The following is a 23,541-nucleotide window of genomic DNA, read 5'->3' as shown; positions in this document are numbered from 1 at the left end:
CCCCGGACCCCGGTCCTCAAGCGCCGGACGGGCTGATTTTCAGCCCGTCCGGCGCTTGAGGACATTCGGGAAGGGGCGGGCAGGGGAAGAAGCCCCGCAGGGCGACCCCCACCACCCTCACGCCCGAGACTTCCGCGCCTCCGCGACCAGCAACCCGATCAGATACAGCCCCCCCACCGTCCCCGTCGCCGTCCCCACCGGCAGCAGCGCCGGCGAGAAGACCCGCTGCACCGCGAAGTCGCTCACAGCGAGCAGCACCGCGCCCATGAGGGCCGCCGGGAGGAGGCCGGGGCCGGAGGAGCGGGCGAGGCGGCGGGCGAGTTGGGGGGCCGCGAGGGCGACGAACCAGATCGGGCCCGTCGCGGCGGTGGCGACGGCGGCCAGGCCGACGCTCACGGCCAGCAGGACCAGCCGGGTGCGGGCCGCGTCGACGCCGAGCGCCCTGGCCGTGTCGTCGCCCATTTCCAGCAGGGACAGCCTGCGGCCGAACCGGAAGGCGATGGGAAGGAGCACCGCGAGCGCGACGCCCATCATGGTCGCCTGGTCCCAGGTGCGGCTGTTGAGGCTGCCGATCAGCCAGGTCTGCGCCTCCAGCGCGTCCTGCAGGCTCGCCCGGGTGATCAGATAGGAGTTGACGGCGAGCAGGATGGCGCTCACCCCGATGCCGATGACGACGAGCCGGAAGCCCTGCGAGCCCCGGGTGAACGCCAGCAGGTAGACGACCACGGCGGTGGCCAGCCCGCCGATCAGCGCGCCGGCCGCGATCTGGGCCATGCCGCCGTGGAGCACGACGATGACGGTCAGGGCGCCTGTCGCCGAACCGTTGGTGAAGCCGATGATGTCCGGGCTGCCGAGCGGGTTGCGCGACAGGCTCTGGAGGATCGCGCCGCTGACGGCCAGGGCGGCGCCGACGGCCATCGCGGTCAGCAGTCGTGGCAGGCGCAAGGTGTTCACGATGAAGTCGGCGCTTCCGGAGCCGTTGCCGATGAGCGCCTGGAAGGCCTCGCCGACCGACAGTTCGAAGTCGCCGGTGGTGAGGGAGGCCCCCGCCGTGACGACCAGGGCGGCGAGCAGCGCCAGGCCCACGACGACCGGTCGGACCCCGATCCGCAGCGACACCCGGCCGCCCCGGCCGCGTACGATCACGCCACCGCGCCCCCGGGCCCCGGGTCGGGTGTCCTGCACGGACTGTACGGGGCTCACAGCATGACCAGCTTCCGGCGGCGGCAGAGGGCGAGGAACAAGGGGCCTCCCAAGAAGGCGGTGACGATGCCCACCTGTACTTCTCCCGGGTAGCCGAGGACGCGGCCCAGCACGTCCGCGCCGATCAGCAGGATCGGCGCGAGCAGCGCGGAGTAGGCCATCACCCACCGCTGGTCGGGGCCGACCACGAAGCGGGCGATGTGCGGCACGGCGAGGCCGACGAAGCCGATGGGCCCCGCGGCGGCGGTGGCGGCGCCGCACAGCAGCATCACGGCGACGGCCCCGAACAGCCGGGTGCGGCCGACGTGGACGCCCAGCGCCCGGCCCACCTGGTCGCCCATGGCCAGGGCGTTCAGCGGGCGGGCCAGGGCCAGCGCGATCAGGGCGCCGACCACGACGAAGGGCAGGATCACGTACACCACGTCGAACTTCCGGCCGGCGAGCGAGCCCACCGTCCAGAACCGGAACTCGTCGAAGGCGCGCGGATGGAGCAGCAGGACCGCCGAGTTGAAGGCGTACAGCACCGCGGTCACGGCCGCCCCGGCGACGACGAGCCTGTCGGGTGTGACCAGTCTCCGCCCGGCGGAGCCGAGGAGGTGGACGGCGACGGACGCGAGGGCGGCGCCGAGGAAGGCGAACCACACATAGCCGAGGACCGTGCCGACGCCGAGGAAGGCGATGCCCACCACCACGCCCGTCGAGGCGCCCAGGCTCACGCCGAGGAGGCCGGGGTCGGCGAGCGGATTGCGGGTCAGCGCCTGCATCAGCGCGCCGGAGAGGCCCAGGGCCACGCCGACGAGGAGGCCCAGCACGGTCCGGGGGACGCGGTAGTCATGGATGACTACGGCGGCGCTCGAACCGTCGTCGTGCCAGAGCAGGCTCCACGTCGCGGTGAAGGGGATGTCCCGGGTGCCGAGCCAGATGCCGGCCAGGGACAGCAGGAGCAGTACGGCGACGGCGACGAGCAGCCCGAGACCGCGCCAGAGCGCGGCCGGGGGCCGTCGGGTGGCCGGGGTGCCGCCGACACCGATTCCGGGTTCCTCCGGCGCCTCGACTGACAACAAGGGCCTCCCTGGCTCGGTACGACGGCTGGGCCGGAGAGGACAGACCTCCGGCAGCGCGACAACTTAGGTAAACCTAATCGAATAACTTCGCCCAGGTCAACGCCGGTTGCCGGGTGGGGGTGCGGCCGGTCCGGGGTGACGTGCGACCCCGCCCCGACCAAGATAGTTAAGGTAGCCTTACCTAACTTACTGCTGTGTCTGTGGAGGTAGCGATGCTCGATGGAGGACCGACGGGGGGCGACGTCCTCCGAAGGGCGATCGCGGGCCAACGTCGTCATGTGGCCGGGGCTTCGCTCCTGGGCACGGCGCACCAAGCGTGCGAGGCGATGGTCCCGGTCGTGATCGGCCTGGTGATCGACCAAGCGGTGGCGACCGGTTCGTCCGGGGCCCTGCTGCGCTGGCTGCTGGTGCTCGCCGGCCTCTTCCTCGTCCTGTCCAGCTGCTACCGCATCGGCGCGCGGATGGGCGAACGCGCCGGTGAACAGGCCGCCCATCTGCTCCGCCGCGACCTCGGCGCCCGGGTGCTCGACCCGCGTGGCGGCGCGGACAAGGACCGGCTCCCCGGCGTGCTCGCCACCATCGCCACGAGCGACGCCAAGCGCGTCGGCGGCGTCGCGACCGTCCTGCCGTACGGGGTCTCGGCGCTCGCCGGACTGGCCATCAGCGCCGTGGCGCTGCTCCGGATATCGGTGCCGCTCGGCCTGCTCGTCCTGCTCGGCATCCCGCCGCTGCTGTGGCTCGGCCACCGCATCAGCCTGCCCCTCGAACGGCGCAGCGGAACCGAGCAGGAACACGCCGCCCAGGCCTCCGGCATCGCGACCGACCTGGTCTCGGGCCTCCGGGTGCTGAAGGGCTTCGGCGCGGAGGCGGCCGCCGTGGACCGCTACCGGCGCACCAGCCAGGACTCCCTGGCCGCGGCCCTGCGCGCGGCCGGGAGCCGGGCCTGGCACGACGGCGCGATCCTCGCCCTGACCGGCATCTTCATCGCGATCATCGGGCTCGTCGGCGCGCACCTGGCCATGAGCGGCGACATCAGCGTCGGCGACCTGGTCGCGGCCGTGGGCCTCGCGCAGTTCCTCCTCGGCCCGTTCCAGCTCCTCACCTACGTCAACGGCCAGCTCGCCCAGGGCCGCGCGTCGGCGGACCGGATCGCCTCCGTGCTCGCGGCACCGCCCGCCGTGCCCGCCGGCGCGGCCGCTCCGGCCGAACCGGTCGCCGGGGCACTCCGGTTGCGAGGCGTACGGCACGGGGCGCTGCGCGGCGTCGACCTCGACATCCGCCCCGGCAGCCTCGTCGGCGTCGTCGCGAAGGACCCCGCGACCGCGGCCGACCTGCTGGTCTGCCTGGGCCGGGAGGCCGTACCGGACGAGGGGTCGATCGAGCTCGACGGCGTCGGCCTGTCCGAGCTGGACCCCGTCGGGACGCGCCGCGCGATCCTCGTCGCCCACCACGACGCCGACCTGTTCGAGGGCACACTGCTGGACAACGTGCTGGCGGGCGGCGAAGGCGACGCCGCGGGCGCCGCGCCGGCGCTGCGGGCCGCGGCGGCCGACGAGGTCGCCGGCACCCTGCCCGACGGCCTCGGCACCCTGATCGACGAGCGCGGACGCTCGCTCTCCGGCGGCCAGCGCCAGCGCGTCGCGCTCGCCCGCGCCCTCGCCGCCGACCCGCCCGTCCTGGTCGTGCACGACCCGACCACCGCGGTGGACACGGTCACCGAGTCCCGGATCGCCGGCCGGCTCCGGGAGCTCCGCGAGGGCCGCACCACGATCCTGGTCACCACCAGTCCCGCCCTGCTCGCGACGGCCGACCGGGTCGTCGTCCTCGACGGGGGCACCGTGACCGCCGACGGCCCGCACACCGAACTCGCGGCCGCCGACGCGGCGTACCGCTCGGTGGTGCTCGCATGACCGCCACGTCGGCTCCGGCCGCCCCCGACGCCACCACGAACGAGAACGGACGGACGATGAGCACAGCCGGCACGCCGGACCGCGCACTCCTGCCGACCGCCACCGGCGCCCAGACGCTCGCCGTCGTCGGCCCGCTGCTGCGGCGCCACCGGGGGCTGGCGGTGGTGGCGGTGACCGTCCTGCTCGTCGGCACGGGCATCGGCCTGCTCACCGCCCCGCTGCTCGGCCACATCGTCGACCAGGTGGTCCAGCGGCGCGGGGCGGACGCCCTGACCTGGCCGATGATCCTCCTCGTCGCGGTCGCCGTGGGACGCGGCGCCGCCACCGCCGTCGGCAGCTCCCTCGTCGCCCGGCTCGGCGAGACCGTCCTCGCGAGCCTGCGCGAGCAGTTCATCGAGCGCGCGCTGCGGCTGCCTCTCGAACGCGTCGAGAAGGCCGGCTCGGGCGACCTCACCTCCCGGGTCACCGGCGACGTGGCCCTCATCGCGCAGACGGTGCGCCAGGCCCTGCCCGAGTTCAGCCGTTCTGTCTTCACCATCGTGCTGACCCTGGTCGGCCTCGCGGTGCTGGACTGGCGGTTCGCGCTCGTCGTCCTGATCGCGGCGCCCGTCCACTACTTCACCGTGCGCTGGTACATGAGCCGCGCCATCCCTGTCTACGCCGCGCACCGCGTGGCCACGGGCGCCCTCCAGCACCAGCTCCTCGACAGCGTCGGCGGCGTCCGCACGGTGCGCGCGTTCCGCCTGACCGGCCGTCACGTCGACCTGGTCGGAGAGCGGTCGCAGTCGGCGGTCGACCTGGCGCTGCGCGGCAACCGGCTGGTGACGGGCTTCTTCTCCCGGCTCAACATCGCCGAGTTCCTCGGCCTCACGTCGGTCCTCGTCACCGGCTTCTTCCTGGTCGACAACGGCTCCGTCAGCATCGGCACGGCGACCGCCGCCGCCCTGTACTTCCACAGCCTCTTCAACCCGCTCAACGCCGCGCTCGTCCTCATCGACGACGCGCAGTCCGCCGGGGCGAGCCTGGCCCGCCTCGTCGGCGTCTCGACCCTGCCCGGCGAGGTGGAGCCCGACCGGCCCGCCGCGCCCGCGGACGGCTCGGTCCGGGTGACCGCGCTCAGCCACACGTACGTGACCGGCCGCCCGGTGCTGCACGACGTCGACCTGACGGTGCGCGACGGCGAACGCGTCGCCCTGGTCGGCGCCAGCGGCGCCGGCAAGACCACCCTCGCCAAGCTGATCGCCGGCATCCACCAGCCGTCCGGCGGCTCCGTCGCCCTCGGCGGCGTCGACAGCCGGGAGCTGGGCCCCGCGGGCATCCGCCGGGCGGTCACCCTCATCAGCCAGGAGGTGCACGTCTTCGCCGGCGCGCTCTCCGACGACCTGCGGCTGGCCCGGCCGGAAGCCACGGACGACGAGCTGCGCGCGGCCCTGGAGAAGGTCGACGCCCTGTCCTGGGTGGAGGAACTCCCGGACGGGCTCGCCACGGTCGTCGGCGAGGGCGGCCACCGCCTCACGGTCACCCAGGCCCAGCACCTCGCCCTCGCCCGCCTCGTCCTCGCCGACCCGCCGGTCGCCATCCTCGACGAGGCCACCGCCGACGCCGGCAGCGCCGGCGCCCGCACCCTGGAGACGGCCGCGGCCCGCGCCCTCTCCGGCCGTACGAGCCTGATCGTCGCCCACCGCCTGACCCAGGCCGCGACGGCGGACCGCGTCGTCGTGCTCGACGGCGGCCGCGTCGTCGAATCGGGAACGCACGAGGAACTCGTGGCGGCGGGCGGACGGTACGCGGCGCTGTGGGGAGCGTGGGCGGAGAGCCGCCGGGAGGCCGTCACGGGCTGACCCCCGGCGGCGCACCGCGACCGCCCCGACCGCTTGTTCCGAAGGCCCCCGGTGTGCCGGGGGCCTTCGGCGTGGGCGTCGCCGTTCCCGGGCCGTCGGAGTACGGGGCCGGTCGGCGAAGGCGGGGCGGGGCGGGACGGTCCGGTCCGGTGTGTGGTGGCCGCCGGACCGTGCTCCGCGCGCCCGCTCGTAGCGGTTCGCGCTCAGTGCGGCCGGGTGCGGTGCCGGGCGCGGGACGAGGGCAGCATGCGCTCCTCGTAGCGCCCCAGGGCGAGCACCGCGCACAGCAGGAGGGGAGGCAACAGGAAGACGACGGCGACCACCGGAACTCCTTCCACGAGGGACGGGGTCCGTGACCGGGTTGCCACGCGCCCCCGGCGCAAACCTCGCCGACGCGCCCCTCCGCGCACCGGCCCGTCAGAACCGGTCCGTCAGAACCGGCCCCTCGGCACCTGCCCCTCGGCACCGGTCCGTCGGCAGCAGCCCGCCAGAACCCGTCCCTCGGATCCGGCCCGTCAGAACCAGGGCGCCGCCGCGTCCCGCAGCGCCCTCACGCCCTCCGTCAGGGAAGCGACCGAGACCAGCGCACCGGACACCAGGAACACCGCGCGCCGCACCCGCCCCAGCCCCGGCTCCCCGTCGGCGGGCAGCGCGTCGTCCACCTCGTCCAGCGCCCCCGCCGCCGCCTCGGCGGCCGGGGACGGCAGTTCGTCGGGGGAGAGGGCGCGCAGGCGCTCCCGCAGGTCCGCCACCGCCTCGCGCAGCCGCCGGACCTCGGCCGTCTCCGCCGCGCCACCCGGCGCGGCCTCGTACCGGACGAACCCGGCCCTGGCGTGGTCACCGGTCTGGATGTTGCCGGTGACCTCGCCGGAGACATGGACGCGGCGGTCGCCGCCTGGAGATGTGGACACCGTCTCAACTCCCTGACGAGGAGGGTCCGGAGCCGGACCCGATGTGCGGCCGCGGCGGCGTGACCGTCCGGTAGCTCGCCCGTGCCCGGTCGCCCGTCTGGACATTGCCGTGCACGGTGCCGTTGACGTGCACCGAATTGTCGAAGACGACATTGGCGCGCGAGTCGTACTCCGAGGTGCGGTAACCCGCGTCGTGGAGACAGCCGCGCACCGCCGTCACCGTACGGGTGCTGATGCCGGTCAGGAAGCGGTCGACGTCCATCTCCTGGAACAGCTGCTGGTAGTGGGGCTCCGCGGCCAGCTCCCGCACCGAGTACCTGGGCCCGTGGTCGACCACGCGGTCGGTCCGGCACATCCGCGCGTACCAGTCCTCGTTGCGCGTCGTCAGCGCGGCGGTCCGCGGTCCGCGCAGCAGGTCGCGCGGGGCCTCCCCGGCCAGGACGACGGCCGAGCCCAGCGCCCGCCGCACGAGTGCGGCCCAGTCCGCCGCGTCGGCCGGCGGCATCACGTCGTCGATGGCGTGGTACTTCCGGGCGATCGGCGGCAGCAGGAACGCGCGGGACTCCAGGAACAGCAGACCGCCCTGCAACTGCACCCGGCTGAAGACGGTGAGCACCACCTCGCCCTCCCAACTGCCAACCCGGGCCGCCAGGTAGTGGCGCAACCGCTCCTCGGCCGCCACGTCCAGGCTGTCCGGCCACCAGGTCGCGGGCACGGGGTCGCCCGGCGCCAGACCGAGTTCGACGGCGGCGGCGCGCCGGGCGAACGGAGCCATCCGGTGGAACGCCGTGCCCGGCACCGTACCGCTCCAGTCCGCGGCCGGGCCCAGCCGCAGACCGCTCTTCATGACGCAGTCGTCCACCTGGATGCCGTGCATCCGGTCACCGGGGTACGAACCGGCCTCGCCCAGCCGGAGGAGTTCGGCCCGGATCCGCGCGTGCACGGCCGGGACCGTCAGCTCCCGGGGTTCGGCGAGCGGCTCGCCCAGCCGCTTCCCCAGCCGTCCGTCCGACGACGGACGGTCCGCGCGGTCGGTGTCGGGGAGCAGCTCGATCGCGAACGACCAGGAGTCCATCTCGATGCCGGCGCCCACGAACGGCGCGTAGTCGCTGTAGATGACGTCGGGATCGGCCTGCTGGCGCGCCAGCTGCCGGAACCGCGCCGCGGTGCGGCCGTGCCCGTCGGGCCGGACCGGCGCCCGTCCCGTCGCGAAGAGGTGCAGCAGGCACGTCCGGCGGTACTGGTCCACGGCCGCCACCGCCGTCCAGCCCGCGAGGACGAGCAGGGCGGTGAGCAGGTGCCGGACCGTGCCGCCCGCCACCAGGCCGCTGACACCGCCCAGCACCGTGGAGGCCAGGAACAGGACGACGAGCAGCCACAGGACGGCCGTCAATACCCGGCCGCCCCGCACGGCGCGCTCGCTCCCCGTCCGTTCGGCGCCCCGCTCCACCGCGCCCGTCACCACGCGGGCCACGAACAGCCAGAACCGGGCGACCAGCACCAGCAGCGGCGGCAGCAGCGCCCCGGTCACGTCGAGCGGAAGCAGCGGGAAGGGGAGTACGAGCATGAGTGCCCCGCGCCGCGCGGCCCGGCGCCGCGCGAAGAAGCACTCCTTGAGCACCGCCACGAGGTCCACCCCGTAGGACGGTGGCGGGACCCGGTGCGGGTTCTCCGCCAGCTCCGCGACGACCGCGTCGCGGAAGGCGCGGTCGGTGTGGGCGGCGCCGCGCAGACAGGCGGTGGCGTCTCCGGGCCTGCTGCCCGCCTGCGCCTTGACGAGCTGCCACAGGGCGCTGTCCGGATCGCGGGGCACGGGGCCCGGCGGCCGGGTGCCGGGCGGCCGGGGGTCCGGGGGCGGTTGCGGGCCGGGGGGTCGGGTCATCGTGGCGCGGGCCCTTCCGTCGGGTCGTCAGATCCGGGTGTCGTCACGGGCCGGCAGTCCGTACCGCGTGGCGATCGGCGTCCACTTCCGCAGGAATTCCTTCTTGGCCGCGGTGGCGAGCTCGCTGCTGCCGGCGGCCCGGGTGAAGGCGGACCCGCGCGGGACGTCACCGGGCGAGCAGCCGGCGGCATCGGCGGCCCAGCGGGCGAACGCCCGGTCGGCGTCCGCCGAGTGCCGCCAGGCCGCGCGGAGGTCCGCCGCGGCGGACCGGGCGTCCGGGAGGGCGTCCAGCGGGAGCCGGGAGAGGTCGGAGACCAGGCCGTCACGGCGGATCGCCGCGGCGTCCAGGGCCTCTTCCGCCGCGGCGACGGAGGCGGGGGAGGCACAGGAGTCGACGGCGGACACCGCGGCGGTGACCTTCTCGCGGTCCGCCGCGCTCCTCGTCAGCAGCGCGTCGAGGGCGGCGGCCTGGGTGTCGGCCGCGCCGGACGGGGCCGAGGGCGAGGTCGGCGCCCGGGACGGTTCGCCGCCGGGTGCGGCGGGTGAGGCCGGCGGTCCGGCGGAGGTGTGGCCGCCGGTCGCCGCGTCGGCCGGGCCGGCGTCTCCGGTGGAACCGGAGAAGAGGAACCCGGCGACGAGCAGGACGGCCGCGGCGAGTACCAGGGCACCGCCGACCGCGAACAGGAGAACCCTCGGCCGCACGGAGAATCCGCCACCCCCGGTGTCCGGCCCCGGAGGCGCCCCGCGCCCGGTCCCTGCCCGCGGCCCGGCCCGCGAGGTGCCGCCGGACGCGGTCACCCAGCCGCCCGCGCCCCCACGTGCCGTGCTGTCCCAGCGTATCGGCGCGTCGCCGTCGTCCTCGGCCATCCGACATCCCCCGGTCGCTTCAGCGCACTGTCATCCTTCCCGTGCGCGTTGTCAACTCCTGGGGATGACAGGGAAGTTGATGTTCCTGTTGCCTCGGGGTCCGGGGCCCCGTTCCGGGTGCCGCCCCGAGGTCAGGCGGGCTTGCGGGCCTCGACGAGGAAGCGGGTCGAGTGGGCGACGAACGGACCCTCGCGCCCGATCCTCTCGTGCAGTTCCCGGAGCCGGTCGCGGTACCCGTCGACGGTGAACCCCGGCACCATCCAGATCACCTTGCGCAGGAAGTAGACCACCGCGCCGATGTCGGAGAACTCCGTCCGCAGCCGCTCGAACCGCAGGTCGGCGATGGTGAGGCCGGCGGCCTCGGCGTCCCGGCACTCGTCGTCGGGGTGGCGCCTGCGGCGGACCTCCTCGCTCTGCGGCCCGAGGAAGTACTCGACGAGCTCGAAGACGCTGGCCGGGCCGACGTGCTGGGCCAGATAGGTGCCGCCGGGCCGCAGGACACGGGCGATCTCCGCCCACCACACGGTCGCCGGGTGACGGCTCGTCACCAGGTCGAACGCCTCGTCGCCGAACGGCAGCGGCGGCTCGTCGGGGTCGGCCACCACGACCGCTCCCAGCGGGTGCAGCAGCCGGGTCGCCTTGGCGACATTGGGCGGCCAGGACTCCGTGGCCACCATCAGCGGGGGCAGCTTCGCCGCGCCGGCGAGGACCTCCCCGCCGCCGGTCTGGATGTCGAGGGCGGCCGACGCGCGGGCCAGGTGCTCGCTCATCGTGCGCTGATAGCCCCACGACGGCCGCTGCTCGGTGGCCCGGCCCGTCAGCCAGGAGAAGTCCCAGCCCTCCACCGGGGCGGCTTCCGCCTCGGCCACGAGTTCGTCGAAAGTACGTGACATACCTGGATCTTTACGGCGGAGAGGAAGAAACGCAAAGGCATTTCTTCGTCAGGGCGTATGCCGGCGCAGCACCGTGCCCAGCACCCGGTCGGCCGGGAAGTACCCCACCTCCCCGGAATCGAAGCTGACCTTCCGATTGTCTCCCAGCAGGACGACGCGGCCCGCCGGTACCCGCTCCTCGGGCACCTCCGCCAGGGACCGGACCCGGTCGCGCGGCACCGGGTCGCCGGCCACCGCGGCCACCCGCTTGATCAGCCACTCCCGGCCGCGCACCTCGGCGGCACCGGCCGCGGACCGCACCGGCGGGCCGTCCCACGTACCACCGCCGGCCGGCCGCTCCGCCACCACCACCTGGCCCACCGCCGGCCGCGGGCCGCGCCGCACCAGGACCCTGTCGCCGTCCCGGAACGCCGGCGCCATGCTCGCCCCGCGCACGGTGACCACGACCAGACCGCGCGCCAGGGAGAGCAGGACGACCAGTCCCAGCACGGCCGCGACGACGGCCGCGCAGCCCAGCGCCGTCCACCAGGCGAGCTCCGCGGTCACCTGGCACCTCCGGCCGTCGGGTGTCCCCGGCCCACCGGGGACTCCCCGGTGAACGGGGGCCCGTCCTCGCCCCCGGGCTCCGCGCGGTACCCCGCCGCCTGGAGGGCGAACAGCCGCGCGTACCGCCCGCCGGACCCGATCAGCTCGGCGTGCGGGCCCCGCTCCACGACGCGCCCGTCCTCCAGTACGGCGATGACGTCGGCGTCGCGCACCGCACCGAGACGGTGCGAGATGAGCAGGCTCGTCCGCCCGGCGCGGTGCCGCCGCAGCGCCGTGTGGATCTCGTGCTCCGCCTCGGCGTCGAGGCCCGCCGAGGGCTCGTCGAGGATCATCAGGTCCCGCCGGTCCCGGAGGAACGCGCGGGCGAGCGCGAGCCGCTGCCGCTGACCGCCGGAGAGCACCACACCGGTCTCCGGGTCGTCCTTGTCGGACTCCATGAAGAACCTCCGCGACAGCAGCGTGTCGTACCCGTGGGGCAGGCCGGCCAGCCTGGCGTGTATCCCGGCGCGCTCCGCCGCCGCCCGCACCCGGGGGCGGTCGCCGAGGGCCGTCAGATCGCCGAGGGCGATGTTCTCCGCGGCCGTCATGTCGTAGTGCATGTAGTCCTGGAACACCGCGCCGATCCGCCGCCGCAGCTCCGCCACGTCGACCGCGCGGATGTCCACGCCGTCCCAGAGGATCTCCCCGCGGTCCGGGTCGTAGAACCGGCAGACCAGCTTGACCAGCGTGGACTTGCCCGCGCCGTTCAGCCCGACCAGCGCCAGCACCTCGCCGTGCCGGATGCGCAGACTCGCCCCCCGCAGCACCCAGGGGTGCTCGGGCGAGTACCGGAACCAGACGTCGCGCAGCTCGATGCCCCGGTCCAGGGCCGGCAGCGGCACGGGCCGTACGGGCACGGGCAGGTCGGGCCCGGCCCGCTCCACCGCGAGGTAGTGGTCGAACATCAGCAGCGCCCGGTGGGCGCGGGCCACCTCGCCCGCCAGACCGGCCAGCGCGCCCTGCGTCCCGGCCACCGCGGCCACGAACATCACGACGTCGCCGGGTGACAGCGCCCCGGAGCGCGCGGCGCCCACCGCCCACAGCAGCCCGCCGCCGGACACGCCCGCGGCCAGCAGCCCGAGTCCCGACTGGATCCACGCCTCCCGCAGGTCCACCGCCCGTTTCGCGGCGTCGGCGGTCCGCCGGTCCGCGAGCATCCGGCCGCGCAGGAAGGCGCCGATGCCGAAGAGCCGGATCTCCTTGGCCGCCTCCACGCTGGACAGCAGCTCGCCGTAGAACATCTGCCTGCGCTCGACCGGCCCGACCTCCCAGAGGGTCCGCGCCTTCCGCCGGGCCATCGCGATCTCGGACAGCAGGGTGGGCACCGCGGCCGCCAGCACCAGCCCGGTCATCAACGGGCTGAGCAGGGCCAGCGACCCGAGGAACCCGCCGATGGTGAGGGCGGCCCGGGCGATGCCCACGGCTCCGTCGACGGCCTGGTTGGGGCTGCCGCCACCGGCGCCCTGCGCCAGCCGCAGCCGGTCGAGGAAGAGGGGGTTCTCGAACCGGCCCAGGCCCGCGAAGCCCTCCACCGCCGTGTACAGCCGGTCCTCCGCCAGCAGCCCCACCTTCCGGTCCAGCTCCGCGCGCAGGTACTGGCCGATCTGGGGCACCACCCCGAGGACCACCCCGGACGCGGCGAGTCCCGCCCCCAGGCCGATCACCCGGCCCGAGGGGGCGCCGGTGGCCAGGGCGTCCAGCAGCAGCTTGGTCAGCCAGGCCGTGACCACGGGGAGCGCGCCCACCGCCAGGGTGAGCGCGAGATGGAGGGCCAGCGCGCCGGGCGCCGCGCGGGCCACCAGGGCGGCGGCCGCGGCGGTCCGGCGCAGCACGGCCGCGGGGCCGGCGGAGCCCACGGGCTCCCGGTCGGCCTCGTCCGCACCCCGGCCGGCGGGGCGCGGCGCGGGTCCCCCGGGTCCGGGCCCGCCGTGGTCCCGCTCGCTCATGCCGCGACGGCGGGGGAGTCCAGGTTCACCCTGTTCTGCGCGACCACGGCGTGGCCGTGGCCGTCCTGGGCGACCCTGAGCACCGTGGGGAAGCCCTTGATCCGGAACGCGGTGGTCAGGGCGGTGTCGCTGCCCTCGACGACGACCCGCGCCACCGGGCGGAGGGCCTCGACCTGCTCCGCGGCCAGGTCGGCGGCGCCGACCACCACGGCCAGCGCCCGCTCCCGGTCGCCGCTCCTGGCCCGGGCGTACGCCACGAAGCGCGGCAGCATCTCGTGGCAGGGTTCGCAGTTGGGCGAGAAGAACGCCACCAGGGTGTCCCCGCGCAGCGATTCACGGGTCAGCGCCTCGCCGTCGACGCCGACGGCCGTGAACTCGCCGACCTCCTCGCCGACACCGATGACGGGCGGCATGCCCGGCATGTTCTCGGACACCTTGGCCAGCAGTTCGGTGTGCTCCCGCAGCCGCTTGACCACACCGAGCGTGAGCAGCAGGTCGAGCGTGCAGAGCGATCCCACCAGTACCACCGCCGCGATCAGGACGGGCATCGGAGTCCTCTCCTCTGGGGTCCATTTTCCGAGGCCGTCCGGGGTGCGGGGCCTCGGTCGTCGTGTCCGTGCGCGGTCACCGGCCGCGGGCGAGGCCCGGTGCCGGGCCGACGGGCCGGAACAGGTCGAGGATGTCGTCGAGGGTCACCACCAGCCCGCCCAGGAGCAGGCCGCCGGTGACCGCCACGACCACACCGCCCGGGGCGTCCGGGCGGACGGCGCCGGATACGAGCACGGCGGCCGCGCCGGCGCTCGCCGCGGCCGTGAGAGCGAGGTTCCGGACGACGTGCCTGAGGCCGAGCGGCCTCGTCGACGCGCCGAAACACCGGCAGGGGGTCCGTACCCCCCGCCGTACGGACAGCGTGACGGCGGCCGCGAAGCCGCCCAGCAGCACACCCGCCACCGCGAAGCCCGCCACCGCGACGGCACCCGGTCCGGGCGCCGCGAGCAGCAGGCAGACGGCGGCCTCGGCGGCCACCACGCACAGCGCCACCGGGGCGGCCGAACGCGGCGGGACGAGCCTCAGGTCGCGCACCGAGGACACGAAGCGGCCGAACGCCCCTCGCCCGCCCACCTTGCTGACGGCGGAGGCGAGGAACACCGCTCCGATCAGACAGCGGATCCCGAGTGCCAGATAACCCACCTGGAATTCCTCCTTCTGCGGGCGGTGCGGGGCGGGTGAGCGGTGCGGTCGCGCGGACCGCCGGGGACGGGCCGCGCGCGCCGACCGGGGGTCCGGTCCCGGAGCGGGGGGTCGGGCGGGAAGGAGCCGTGCCACGACCCGTGTCCGGTGGGGGGCGGCGCCCCCGGTCGGCCGTTCGGACGGTTCGTACCGTCCTGCGCCTTGCCGTGCCGGGTCAGCAGTGACAGATGACCGTCGGGCAGCCGGACGAGTTGCAGCACGCGTAACAGGGCGCGTTGTAGCCGCACTTGCCGGCGCATTGCCAGCAGGCCCCGTAGTTGCGGCAGGCCAGGATCTCCGCCGCGGCCGCGTCGATCTCGGGAACGAACTTACCGAGAAGGCGACTGCCCAGTGCCGTGAGCCTTTCGTACATTGACACACACCTCTCTTGATCGGGCTGGTGTCCCGTGCTTACGACGCTTGAGTTTCACGACGTTGCGGCAGGGCGGGAAGTGCCGTTTCCAGCCGTGCGCGGGGAGCGCGCGGGCCGGGCCGCACGACCGGCGGGCAACCGGAAACGACCCTTGCCGGGTGCGCGGGGCGGTGGTGCCGGCCCCGGCCCCGGCGGCGGGGCCGGGCGGGCCGGTCGTGTCCGGCAGCCCCCGGACCGGCACATTCCTCTCCGAAGGTGAACCTTCGCCTCCGTACCGATGGGAAGGCGAACCCATGGCCAGAGCCGTCCGTGCCACGGTTCTCCGCCACGCCGCCGGGCGATCACGCGGCACCGGGACGGTGCTTTCCGGCCGGAGCGCCGGTGGCGCGTCGCGCGCCCCCGGAAGCCGTTCGTTCCACGGAAGGCCGCGGGACGCCAGGGCGGGTTCAGGACATCGCCGTGGCCCCGCGGGGCGTCGCGGGAACGGGCCCGGCGGGCGTGAAGAGGGCGGGAACAGGGGGAGCGCGCCGGTTCCCGGGCGCCGCGTAGACGCGCGGCCCACCACGCCGGCTCCGGCTTTCGCGCAATCGGCCCACGGAGGGCTCGCGTCCGTGTCGGTGGCGGCCGGTCGCCGTACCGGGCCGGGAGCGCGGTACGGGCGTCAGGGCGGCGGTGACGTGGGGTTCGGCGGCGGGGGAGAGGCGTCCGGCGGACGGGCGCGTTCCGGCCGCCGGAGGCCGGTTCTGGACGGTCGACCCGCGTCCTGCGCGCCCGGCGTCGCCCTTCGATCATCAGATGGGAGCCGGGCGGATACCCGAAGGCGACGCGAAGGGGCGCGGAAGGCGGTCCGGACCGGCGCCGGCGGCCGGCGCGCCTCGGTCACGGTTCCAGCAGCGCCTGCACCGGCAGGTGGTCACTGGGGAAACGGCCCTGCTCGGAGAAGGTGTTGATGTCCGCCCTGGACACGCGCACCGACGGAGAGGCGAGGATCCAGTCGATGCGGTCGCCGCCGGGGACGAGCGGGCGGTAGCCGTGGAACGTGGCGTACTGCGGGCCGCGTTCGGCCGCGGCGTCCCAGGTGTCGGCCAGCGAGCCGTGGTCGAGCATGGCGTCGTACACGGGATTGCGGTGGGCGGGCACGTTGAAGTCGCCCGTCACGACGCGGGGCAGGGCCGGGTCCAGGGCCCGCAGCCGTTCGGTGACCAGGGCCGCGGAGCGCTCCCGGGCGTACTGGTGGGCGTGGTCGAGATGGGTGTTGAGGGCGTAGAACCCGGATCCCGTGCGCCGGTCGGTGAAGCGGACCCACGTCGCCATGCGCACCACCGTGTTGCCCCAGGTGGCCGAGCCGATAAGGGAGGGGGTGCCGGACAGCCAGAAGTGGTCGTACTCCTCGGGGACGAGCCGCTCGGTGTCGTAGAGCACGGCCGCGAACTCGTCGTGACTGCCGCCCAACCGGCCGAGCCCGACGCATCCGTAGCGGGGCCCGAGGTCCTCGGCGAGGTCGCGCAGCTGACCGTGCAGACCCTCCTGGGTGCCCAGCAGGTGCGGGCGTTCGCGGCGCAGCAGGCGGCGCATGACGGGGCGGCGCTCCGACCAGGGGTGCGGACCGGTCTCGGAGGCGTAGCGGAGGTTGAAGGACATCACCCGGAGACCGCGCGCGGCCTCCGGGGCCGGCCCGCCGCCGGCCGGGGCCGTTCGGGTGTCCGGGACGGGAACGGCGACACCGGCCGCTTCGGCGGGGGCGACGGCGGCGGCCGTGGCGCCGGTGACCGTCGCCGCCGCGGTCGCGCGCAGCGCGGTACGCCGGCTCAGCGGAGCCCCCGGCGGAAGAAGTGACGTGCGCGGTGGAACGGATGCGGACACGGTGCCTCCTGGGACTCCTGGGTCTCCTGGCCGGAGACGGTCGCCGCTCTCAGCCCTGCTGTTCCCGTGGCTCGTTCACCGGCTCCCGCGGGGTGAGGTCCCGGCTGCCCGTACGGGCCTCCGTGCGGTGGCCGCGCGCGATGTAGTCGCGCACCACCGCCTCGACGGCGTCCTGGGGCGAGCTCACCCCCGCCAGGACCATGACCTCCACCACGAGTTCGGCGTCGAGGCTGACAGTGACCTTGGCCTTCGCCATCGGCGGGCCCCCTTCCCGGGACGGCTGCGTCGGAGCCGGACTCTAGCAAGGGTACGGACGCCCGGCACCCGCCCCGGTCCGCTCCCGCGCGGAACCCCGGACCCGGCCCTGGCGGTACCCGCCCGGAGCCGGTCGAATAGGGTGCGGACGCCGCGCGGTTACTCCGTACCAATGCGCTGCGCGGAGCCGGCCGAGGGAATGGGAGGAGGCCCGTCTTCCTTGCCACGGACGGGAAATGATGTGGAACCAGGTATTTCGGATGGCCAGTTCCGTTTCGAGTTGATGCTCAGTAGGGTATGGCCTGCCGCCGTGGTGCTGGGGAGGGAATCCGGCTCAATTCGACATGGGCGGGGCAGAGTCGTCGGCAGGATCGGCAGGAGAACATGACCGCTGACTTATTCGAGGGGCAGTACGTGTGGCATCCGGCGGCCGATGACCGCCGGCTCGCGCGGGCGTGCGTCGACGTCCGCGCGGGACGCTACCTGAGCGCGCACGACGCCCTGGAGGAGGCCCGGGGCGATTTCGGGCTGCGCGCCCACAGATCGTCCGTCCTCGCGTCGGAGGCGGCCGACTCCGACCTGGCCGAACGCTGGCTCGCCGAGGAGCCGGGGGCCGGGTCCGCGCTGCTCTGGGCCCGGGTCGCGGTGCTCCGCGCCGTCCGCGCGGCCGACACCGAGGACCAGCGGGCCCTGCCGCTTGGCCGCATCGCCGTCGCCGCCTGCGACCGGGCCGCCGAGCTGGCGCCCGAGGACCCCACACCGTGGGTGGCGAAGCTGACCCTGGCCCGCATCCACCGGCCGCGCGACCCCGCCCCGCGCGGACTGCTCACCGCACCGCCCGGCCCCTGGTCGCTGTTCTCCCACATCCTCCGGCTCGACCCCTGGCACCGCGAGGCCCACCACCGCTTCCTGTCCTTCTTCTTCGCCCGCCACGGCGGTTCGGCGAACGCGGCGTGGGACGTCGCCGCCTTCCTCGGCCAGCGCGCCCCGGCCTCCTCGCCCCTGCGGCTCCTCCCGCTGGTCACCCTGGTCGAGGACTACAACCCGGCCTCCCCGCTGGTGAACCACACCTGGGAACAGCCCCCTTGGCGGGCGACCGCCCTGGGCGTCTACCGGGACTGGCTGCCCCACGTGGCCGAATACCGCTTCACGCCCGTGCTGGACCTCGCCTATCTCGCGCACGCGCTGTTCATGGCGCAGTGCGAATTCGAGGCGCGGGCCGTCCTCACGGCCATGGGCCCGTACGCCTCCAGAATGCCGTGGAGCATGTTCGGCGACCCGGAGGAACAGCTGACCAAGGTCCGGCGCATGTGCGGACTTCCGGTGCCCGGGGCCGCCTGACGGACACTCCACGCTCCTGCTTTTTGTCCCTTTTCTTGTTTCTTCAGTTCATTGCCCTGTCCCTCCTTCTGTGTCTTCTCTCCGTCCCCTCCTTCTGTCCCCTCCTTCTTCTGTCCCCTCCTTCTGTCTCCCAGGAAAGGTCGCGGTTGTGCCCGGTCCCGGATTTCTCGCCCGCACGAGAGCCCGTCACTCGCCCGCGGTCCCCGTCGTCCTCGACGACGACGCCACGCTCCACGCCATGGGTTACCCGCGAAAACTCACCCGCCGCTTCCGGGCCTTCGACAATTTCGCGATTTCCTTCACCATCATCAACATCATCTCCGGCATCTTCTCCTCGTTCGGCTTCGGAATGGGCGCCGGCGGCCCGCGCGTCCTGGTCTTCGGCTGGATCGGCGTCTCGGTGATGGTGCTCTTCGTCGGCGCCGCGATGGCCGAGATCGCCTCCGCCTACCCGACCAGCGGCGCCCTCTACTTCTCCGCCGGCAAGCTCGCCAAGCGGCACCGCGGCGCCTGGTCCTGGTACACGGGCTGGCTGAACTTCGTCGGCCAGGTCGGCGGCACGGCCGCGACCAACTACGCCGCCGCCACCTTCATCCAGGCGTTCGTCGCCATGCAGTGGCCCTCCTACCACCCGGACCCCCGGCACGCCGTCGGCATCACCGCGGTGATCCTCGTCCTCCAGGCACTGGCCAACACCTATACGGTGCAACTGGTCGCCGTAGTGAACCGGATATCCGTGTGGTGGCTGCTGATCGGCATGGTGGTGATCGTCGCCGCCCTGACCGTGATACCCGACCAGCACCAGTCGGCGTCCTTCGTCACCCATTTCGCCAACAACACCGGCTTCACCAACGGCATCTACGGCGGAATGCTCGGCCTGCTCGTCACCAGCTGGACCTTCACCGGCTTCGACGGCAGCTTCCATATGTCCGAGGAGACCGTCAAGGCGACCGTCAACGCCCCCAAGGGCATCATGCGGGCCATCGCCTACTCCGCGCTCGCCGGCCTGATCCTCATGCTCGCCCTCGTCTACGCCATCCGCGACTACGCCCAGGAGGCGGCCGCCTCGGCGCCGCCGGTGCAGATCCTCATCGACGCGCTCGGCGCCGGCACCGCCAAACTGCTCCTGCTGATCGTGATCGGCGCCATGCTGTTCTGCGGCCTGGCCAACATGACCAGCAACACCCGGCAGATCTTCGCCTTCTCCCGGGACGGCGCCATGCCCGGCTCCCGCTGGTGGCACTCGGTGTCCCCGCGCACCCGCACCCCCGTCAAGGCCGTCTGGCTCGCCGCCGCCTGCCCCCTGGTGCTGGTCCTGCCCGGCTGGTGGTCCCACACCGCCTTCACCGCCGTCGTCAGCGTCAACGTCGTCGGGCTCTTCCTCGCCTACGGCGTGCCCATCTTCCTGCGCCTGCGGCTGGACGACTTCCAGCCCGGCCCCTGGAACCTCGGTCGCTACGGCAAGCTCGTCGCCGCCATCGCCGTGACCTGGATCGTCATCAGCAACGTGCTGTTCATGCTGCCCCAGGCGTCCCCGATCACCGCGACCTCCTTCAACTACGCGCCGATCGCCCTGGGCGTCGTCCTGCTCATCGCCACGGTGTGGTGGTTCGCCAGCGCCCGGCACCGCTTCCAGGGGCCCGTCAGCTACGGGCGTCCCGACGAAGTGGCCGCCATGGACCTCATCTGACCCCTGGCGGAGGCCGCCCGCCCGGCGCGGCCTCACCTCTCCTCACCGCATCCCAGAAACCCCTGTGAAGGGACGAACGGAACACTATGAACCCCCTCGACGCGCTCACCGTCACCCGCGCCTCGCTGGACGACTGGCACCACGTGGCGCAGTGGGCCGCCGACGAGGGGTGGAACCCCGGCTCCGGCGACACGGCCTGCTTCCACCCCACCGACCCCGCCGGGTTCTTCCTCGGCCGCATCGACGGACGCCCGGTCTCGGCGCTCTCGATCGTCACCTACTCGCCGCGGTACGCGTTCCTCGGCTACTACCTCGTCCACCCCGAACTCCGGCGCCAGGGCCTGGGCCTGGCCACCTGGCGCGCGGCCTTCCCGCACGCCGGGGACCGCACCGTCGGCCTGGACGCGGTGCCCGCGCAGCGGGCCACGTACGAGCGCTCCGGCTTCGTCACCGCCCACGACACCATCCGCTACACCGGCCGCCCGGACCGGAGCGGCGCCCCGACGGCGCCCGGCGTCGTACCCGTCACCCCCGCCCACCTCGACGCGATCGCCGCCTACGACCAGGAGTGCTTCCCCGCCGACCGGCGCGCCTTCCTCACCCGCTGGCTCACCGCGCCCGGCCACACGGCCTACGCCCACCTGCGCGACGGCGAGATCGCCGGATACGGCGTGATCCGCCCCGCGCGCAGCGGGCAGCGCGTCGGCCCGCTGTTCGCCGACACGGAGGAGGGGGCGGAGGCGCTGCTCGACGCGCTCGTCGGGTCGGTGGGGGAGGACGAGGAGGTGTGTGTGGACGTGCCGGAGCCGCACCGTGCCGGGCATGCGGTGGTGACGGGGCGGGGGTTGAAGGCGAGTTCGCACACGGTGCGGATGTATACGGGGGCTGTGCCGGAGGTTCGGGCGGAGCGGGGGTTCGGGGTGACGAGTCTGGAGCTGGGGTAAGGGCGGGCGGGGCGCGGGTGGGGGTTGCCGCTGCGCGGGGCCTTTCCCCAGCCCCGCCCCTTCCCGACCCGGGGCTCCGCCCCGGACCCCGGTCCTCAAACGCCGGACGGGCTGATTTCAGCCCGTCCGGCGCTTGAGGACACCGCGCGTCAGCGCGGCCGGGGGCCCGGGGGCGAAGCCCCCGGTTACGGGAAGGGGCGGGCAGGGGACAAAGCCCCGCGCAGCGGCACCGTCCCCCTGGCCACGCCCCGGGCCGCCCCGCTTCAGACCCGGACCGGAAGGTCAGGACGTCTGTGACAGCCCGTCACGAACCTCCCGCGCCGCCGCCACCAGGTTCTCCAACGACTCCCGCACCTCGCCCCACCCCCGCGTCTTCAGCCCGCAGTCCGGATTCACCCACAACCGCTCCGCCGGAATCGCCTCCAGCCCCGTGCGCAGCAGCGCCGCGGCCTCCGCCGTGGAGGGGACGCGGGGCGAGTGGATGTCGTAGACGCCCGGTCCGATCTCGCGCGGGTAGCCGGCCGTGGCGAGCTCACCGGCGACCCGCATGTGGGAGCGGGCGGCCTCCAGACTGATGACGTCGGCGTCGAGGTCGTCGATGGCCTGGAGGACGTCGCCGAACTCGGCGTAGCACATATGGGTGTGGATCTGGACGTCCGGAGCGACGCCGGAGGTGCTCAGCCGGAACGCCTCCGTGGCCCACGCGAGATACGCGGCGTGGTCCGCGGACCGCAGCGGCAGCGTCTCGCGCAGCGCGGGCTCGTCGACCTGGATCACCGAGCTGCCCGCCGCCGCGAGGTCGCCGACCTCGTCGCGCAGGGCGAGTGCGACCTGGCGGGCGGTCTCGCCGAGCGGCTGGTCGTCGCGGACGAAGGACCAGGCGAGCATGGTGACGGGTCCGGTGAGCATGCCCTTCACGGGACGGTCGGTCAGCGACTGGGCGAAGGACGTCCAGCGCACCGTCATCGGCTCAGGGCGGGAGATGTCGCCCGCGAGGATCGGCGGCCGGACGTAGCGGGTGCCGTACGACTGGACCCAGCCGTGCTGGGTGGCGAGGTAGCCCGTGAGCTGCTCGGCGAAGTACTGCACCATGTCGTTGCGCTCGGGCTCGCCGTGCACCAGGACGTCGATCCCGGCCTTCTCCTGGAAGGAGACGACCTCACGGATCTCCTCCTCGATGCGGCGTTCGTACGCCGCCGTGTCGATCCGGCCGGCCCGCAGACCGGCGCGGGCGGCGCGCAGCTCGCCCGTCTGCGGGAAGGAGCCGATCGTGGTCGTGGGCAGCAGCGGCAGTCCGAGGCGGGCCCGCTGGGCGGCGGCACGCTCGGTGTACGGCTGGGGGCGCCGGGCGTCGGCGTCGGTCACCGCGGTGGTACGGGCCCGCACGACCGGGTCGTGGGTGAGCGCGGAACCGGCCCGGGAGGCCAGGTCGGCGCGGTTGGCGGCGAGTTCCGCCGCGATGGCGCCGGTGCCCTTGGCCAGCCCCCGGGCCAGGGTGACGATCTCCGCGGTCTTCTGCCGGGCGAAGGCCAGCCACCGGGCGATCTGGGGATCGATGTCGCGCTCGGCGGTGGCGTCCAGGGGGACGTGCAGCAGCGAGCAGGAGGCCGCGACGTCCACCCGGCCGGCGAGGCCGAGGAGCGTGGCGAGGGTGGTGAGCGACGCCGTGAGGTCGTTGATCCAGACGTTGCGGCCGTCGACGACGCCCGCGACGAGCCGCTTGCCGGGCAGGCCGCCGACCGCCGCGAGGGCGTCGAGGTTGGCGGCGGCGGGGCCGGTGAAGTCGAGGGCGAGCCCCTCGACCGGCGCCTTGGCCAGTACGGGCAGGGCCGCGCCGAGCCGGTCGAAGTAGGAGGCGACCAGGAGCTTCGGCCGGTCGGTCAGCCCGCCCAGGTCCCGGTAGGCACGCGCGGTGGCGTTGAGCTCGGCCGGGGTGCGGTCCTGGACGAGCGCCGGCTCGTCCAGCTGGACCCACTCCGCCCCCGCGGCCCGCAGGTCGGCGAGGACCTCGGCGTAGACGGGCAGCAGCCGGTCCAGGAGCGTCAGCGGGTCGAAGCCGGCCGCGACGCCCGGCGCGGGCTTGGCCAGCAGGAGGTAGGTGACCGGCCCGACGAGGACGGGGCGCGCGGTCAGGCCGAGGGCCGCGGCCTCCGCGAACTCGGTGACCTGCCGGGTGGAGTCGGCCGTGAAGACGGTGTCCGGGCCCAGCTCGGGCACGAGGTAGTGGTAGTTGGTGTCGAACCACTTGGTCATCTCCAGCGGCGCCACGTCCTGGGTGCCGCGGGCCATCGCGAAGTAGCCGTCCAGGGCGTCCGCCTCGACGGCGGCGCGGTGCCGGGCCGGGACGGCGCCGACCATGACGCTGGTGTCGAGGACGTGGTCGTAGTACGAGAAATCGCCGGTGGGCACCTCGTCGATGCCGGCCTCGGCGAGCCGGCGCCAGGCGGTGGCGCGCAACTCGGCCGCTGTCCGCCGGAGTTCACCGGCACCCACGCCGCCCTTCCAGTAGCCTTCGACGGCCTTCTTCAGTTCCCGGTTCTGGCCCTGGCGGGGGTAGCCGTACACGGTGGCCCGTGCTGCCGCGGCTGCGGACTTGCTGGTCACGGAACTCTCCTTCGCGAGCTTCTTCCGATACGACCCCGGGGACGGGTCGAGGGCGCGAAGGGACGGCGAACCGGGCGGGCCACGGAGCGGGTCCGGATCGAACCGCCGTGTGCGACCGCCTGATATGTACGCCGACCCG

The 23,541-nt window shown here is 74.2% G+C and carries 19 protein-coding genes; 5 read left to right on the top strand and 14 right to left on the bottom strand.

Features of this window, described 5'->3' with window-relative positions:
• Positions 1-117: 117 nt before the first annotated feature.
• Both LUZ64_RS24815 and LUZ64_RS24810 read right to left on the bottom strand, forming a co-directional pair.
• Positions 118-1,146: a FecCD family ABC transporter permease gene (locus tag LUZ64_RS24815; RefSeq protein ID WP_308251789.1), complete on the bottom strand. Its 1,029-nt coding sequence runs from the start codon at positions 1,144-1,146 to the stop codon at positions 118-120.
• A 53-nt stretch (positions 1,147-1,199) separates the two neighbouring features.
• Complete coding sequence (locus LUZ64_RS24810) at positions 1,200-2,264, bottom strand: FecCD family ABC transporter permease (RefSeq protein WP_372478740.1); 1,065 nt, start codon at positions 2,262-2,264, stop codon at positions 1,200-1,202.
• Positions 2,265-2,479: 215 nt separating this feature from the next.
• Between LUZ64_RS24810 and LUZ64_RS24805 the strand changes: the two genes are divergently transcribed.
• Both LUZ64_RS24805 and LUZ64_RS24800 read left to right on the top strand, forming a co-directional pair.
• Entirely contained in the window at positions 2,480-4,177 is a 1,698-nt protein-coding gene (locus LUZ64_RS24805) for an ABC transporter ATP-binding protein (protein ID WP_095579409.1), read from the top strand.
• On the top strand, positions 4,174-6,018 hold the full coding sequence (locus tag LUZ64_RS24800) for an ABC transporter ATP-binding protein (RefSeq protein WP_372478739.1): 1,845 nt from the start codon (positions 4,174-4,176) through the stop codon (positions 6,016-6,018). Before LUZ64_RS24805 ends, LUZ64_RS24800 begins: the two co-directional genes overlap by 4 nt.
• 515 nt (positions 6,019-6,533) lie before the next feature.
• Here the strand turns inward: LUZ64_RS24800 and LUZ64_RS24795 are convergent.
• The 11 genes from LUZ64_RS24795 to LUZ64_RS24745 form a co-directional block, all read right to left on the bottom strand.
• Positions 6,534-6,929, bottom strand: coding sequence for a DUF5955 family protein (locus LUZ64_RS24795; RefSeq protein WP_095579408.1), 396 nt, complete (start codon positions 6,927-6,929; stop codon positions 6,534-6,536).
• Positions 6,930-6,933: 4 nt separating this feature from the next.
• Positions 6,934-8,811: an AbeC-like domain-containing protein gene (locus tag LUZ64_RS24790; protein ID WP_232398762.1), complete on the bottom strand. Its 1,878-nt coding sequence runs from the start codon at positions 8,809-8,811 to the stop codon at positions 6,934-6,936.
• A gap of 27 nt (positions 8,812-8,838) precedes the next feature.
• Complete coding sequence (locus tag LUZ64_RS24785; protein ID WP_095578900.1) at positions 8,839-9,678, bottom strand: hypothetical protein; 840 nt, start codon at positions 9,676-9,678, stop codon at positions 8,839-8,841.
• 131 nt (positions 9,679-9,809) lie between these two features.
• Positions 9,810-10,571 carry a class I SAM-dependent methyltransferase gene (locus tag LUZ64_RS24780; protein WP_095578901.1) on the bottom strand — a complete coding sequence of 254 codons (762 nt, stop codon included), beginning with the start codon at positions 10,569-10,571 and terminating at the stop codon, positions 9,810-9,812.
• 48 nt (positions 10,572-10,619) lie between these two features.
• Positions 10,620-11,117 (bottom strand): S26 family signal peptidase, encoded by a 498-nt coding sequence (locus LUZ64_RS24775; protein ID WP_232398760.1) that lies wholly within the window; start codon positions 11,115-11,117, stop codon positions 10,620-10,622.
• Positions 11,114-13,102 carry an ABC transporter ATP-binding protein gene (locus LUZ64_RS24770; protein WP_095578902.1) on the bottom strand — a complete coding sequence of 663 codons (1,989 nt, stop codon included), beginning with the start codon at positions 13,100-13,102 and terminating at the stop codon, positions 11,114-11,116. The genes LUZ64_RS24775 and LUZ64_RS24770 overlap by 4 nt, the downstream gene beginning before the upstream one ends.
• Positions 13,099-13,650, bottom strand: a complete 552-nt coding sequence (locus LUZ64_RS24765) for a TlpA family protein disulfide reductase (RefSeq protein ID WP_095578903.1) — start codon at positions 13,648-13,650, stop codon at positions 13,099-13,101. Before LUZ64_RS24765 ends, LUZ64_RS24770 begins: the two co-directional genes overlap by 4 nt.
• Before the next feature lie 76 nt (positions 13,651-13,726).
• Entirely contained in the window at positions 13,727-14,293 is a 567-nt protein-coding gene (locus LUZ64_RS24760) for a MauE/DoxX family redox-associated membrane protein (RefSeq protein WP_095578904.1), read from the bottom strand.
• 214 nt (positions 14,294-14,507) lie between these two features.
• The gene (locus LUZ64_RS24755) at positions 14,508-14,711 is read right to left on the bottom strand and encodes a hypothetical protein (protein ID WP_143593015.1); all 204 of its coding nucleotides are present in this window, start codon (positions 14,709-14,711) and stop codon (positions 14,508-14,510) included.
• An 873-nt stretch (positions 14,712-15,584) separates the two neighbouring features.
• The gene (locus LUZ64_RS24750; protein WP_095578906.1) at positions 15,585-16,568 is read right to left on the bottom strand and encodes an endonuclease/exonuclease/phosphatase family protein; all 984 of its coding nucleotides are present in this window, start codon (positions 16,566-16,568) and stop codon (positions 15,585-15,587) included.
• Between the two features lie 49 nt (positions 16,569-16,617).
• Complete coding sequence (locus tag LUZ64_RS24745; RefSeq protein WP_095578907.1) at positions 16,618-16,824, bottom strand: type II toxin-antitoxin system VapB family antitoxin; 207 nt, start codon at positions 16,822-16,824, stop codon at positions 16,618-16,620.
• A 383-nt stretch (positions 16,825-17,207) separates the two neighbouring features.
• On the opposite strand from LUZ64_RS24745, the gene LUZ64_RS24740 reads away from it, so the two are divergent.
• The 3 genes from LUZ64_RS24740 to LUZ64_RS24730 all read left to right on the top strand — a co-directional run bounded on the left by LUZ64_RS24740 (position 17,208) and on the right by LUZ64_RS24730 (position 20,798).
• Complete coding sequence (locus LUZ64_RS24740) at positions 17,208-18,164, top strand: hypothetical protein (protein WP_211304917.1); 957 nt, start codon at positions 17,208-17,210, stop codon at positions 18,162-18,164.
• A gap of 238 nt (positions 18,165-18,402) precedes the next feature.
• The gene (locus tag LUZ64_RS24735; protein ID WP_095578911.1) at positions 18,403-19,854 is read left to right on the top strand and encodes an amino acid permease; all 1,452 of its coding nucleotides are present in this window, start codon (positions 18,403-18,405) and stop codon (positions 19,852-19,854) included.
• 86 nt (positions 19,855-19,940) lie between these two features.
• Complete coding sequence (locus LUZ64_RS24730; RefSeq protein WP_232398758.1) at positions 19,941-20,798, top strand: GNAT family N-acetyltransferase; 858 nt, start codon at positions 19,941-19,943, stop codon at positions 20,796-20,798.
• Positions 20,799-21,080: 282 nt separating this feature from the next.
• On the opposite strand, the gene metE is transcribed toward LUZ64_RS24730, so the two are convergent.
• A complete protein-coding gene (gene metE, locus LUZ64_RS24725; protein ID WP_095582006.1) occupies positions 21,081-23,402 on the bottom strand; it encodes a 5-methyltetrahydropteroyltriglutamate--homocysteine S-methyltransferase in 2,322 nt (773 codons plus the stop codon).
• Positions 23,403-23,541: the final 139 nt, after the last annotated feature.

This window comes from Streptomyces albireticuli, assembly GCF_021228125.1.
Taxonomy (GTDB): domain Bacteria; phylum Actinomycetota; class Actinomycetes; order Streptomycetales; family Streptomycetaceae; genus Streptomyces; species Streptomyces albireticuli.
The sequence above is the reverse complement of the archived record's forward strand: the minus strand, read 5'-3'. Positions and strand labels throughout refer to the sequence as shown.

Bases quoted from the DNA above. Each gene is read 5' to 3' on its own strand.
- LUZ64_RS24805 (WP_095579409.1), top strand. From the start codon at position 2,480: ATGCTCGATGGAGGACCGACGGGGGGCGACGTCCTCCGAAGGGCGATC.
- LUZ64_RS24800 (WP_372478739.1), top strand. From the start codon at position 4,174: ATGACCGCCACGTCGGCTCCGGCCGCCCCCGACGCCACCACGAACGAG.
- LUZ64_RS24790 (WP_232398762.1), bottom strand. From the start codon at position 8,811: ATGACCCGACCCCCCGGCCCGCAACCGCCCCCGGACCCCCGGCCGCCC.
- LUZ64_RS24785 (WP_095578900.1), bottom strand. From the start codon at position 9,678: ATGGCCGAGGACGACGGCGACGCGCCGATACGCTGGGACAGCACGGCA.
- LUZ64_RS24780 (WP_095578901.1), bottom strand. From the start codon at position 10,571: ATGTCACGTACTTTCGACGAACTCGTGGCCGAGGCGGAAGCCGCCCCG.
- LUZ64_RS24770 (WP_095578902.1), bottom strand. From the start codon at position 13,102: ATGAGCGAGCGGGACCACGGCGGGCCCGGACCCGGGGGACCCGCGCCG.
- LUZ64_RS24765 (WP_095578903.1), bottom strand. From the start codon at position 13,650: ATGCCCGTCCTGATCGCGGCGGTGGTACTGGTGGGATCGCTCTGCACG.
- LUZ64_RS24745 (WP_095578907.1), bottom strand. From the start codon at position 16,824: ATGGCGAAGGCCAAGGTCACTGTCAGCCTCGACGCCGAACTCGTGGTG.
- LUZ64_RS24740 (WP_211304917.1), top strand. From the start codon at position 17,208: ATGACCGCTGACTTATTCGAGGGGCAGTACGTGTGGCATCCGGCGGCC.
- LUZ64_RS24735 (WP_095578911.1), top strand. From the start codon at position 18,403: ATGGGTTACCCGCGAAAACTCACCCGCCGCTTCCGGGCCTTCGACAAT.
- LUZ64_RS24730 (WP_232398758.1), top strand. From the start codon at position 19,941: ATGAACCCCCTCGACGCGCTCACCGTCACCCGCGCCTCGCTGGACGAC.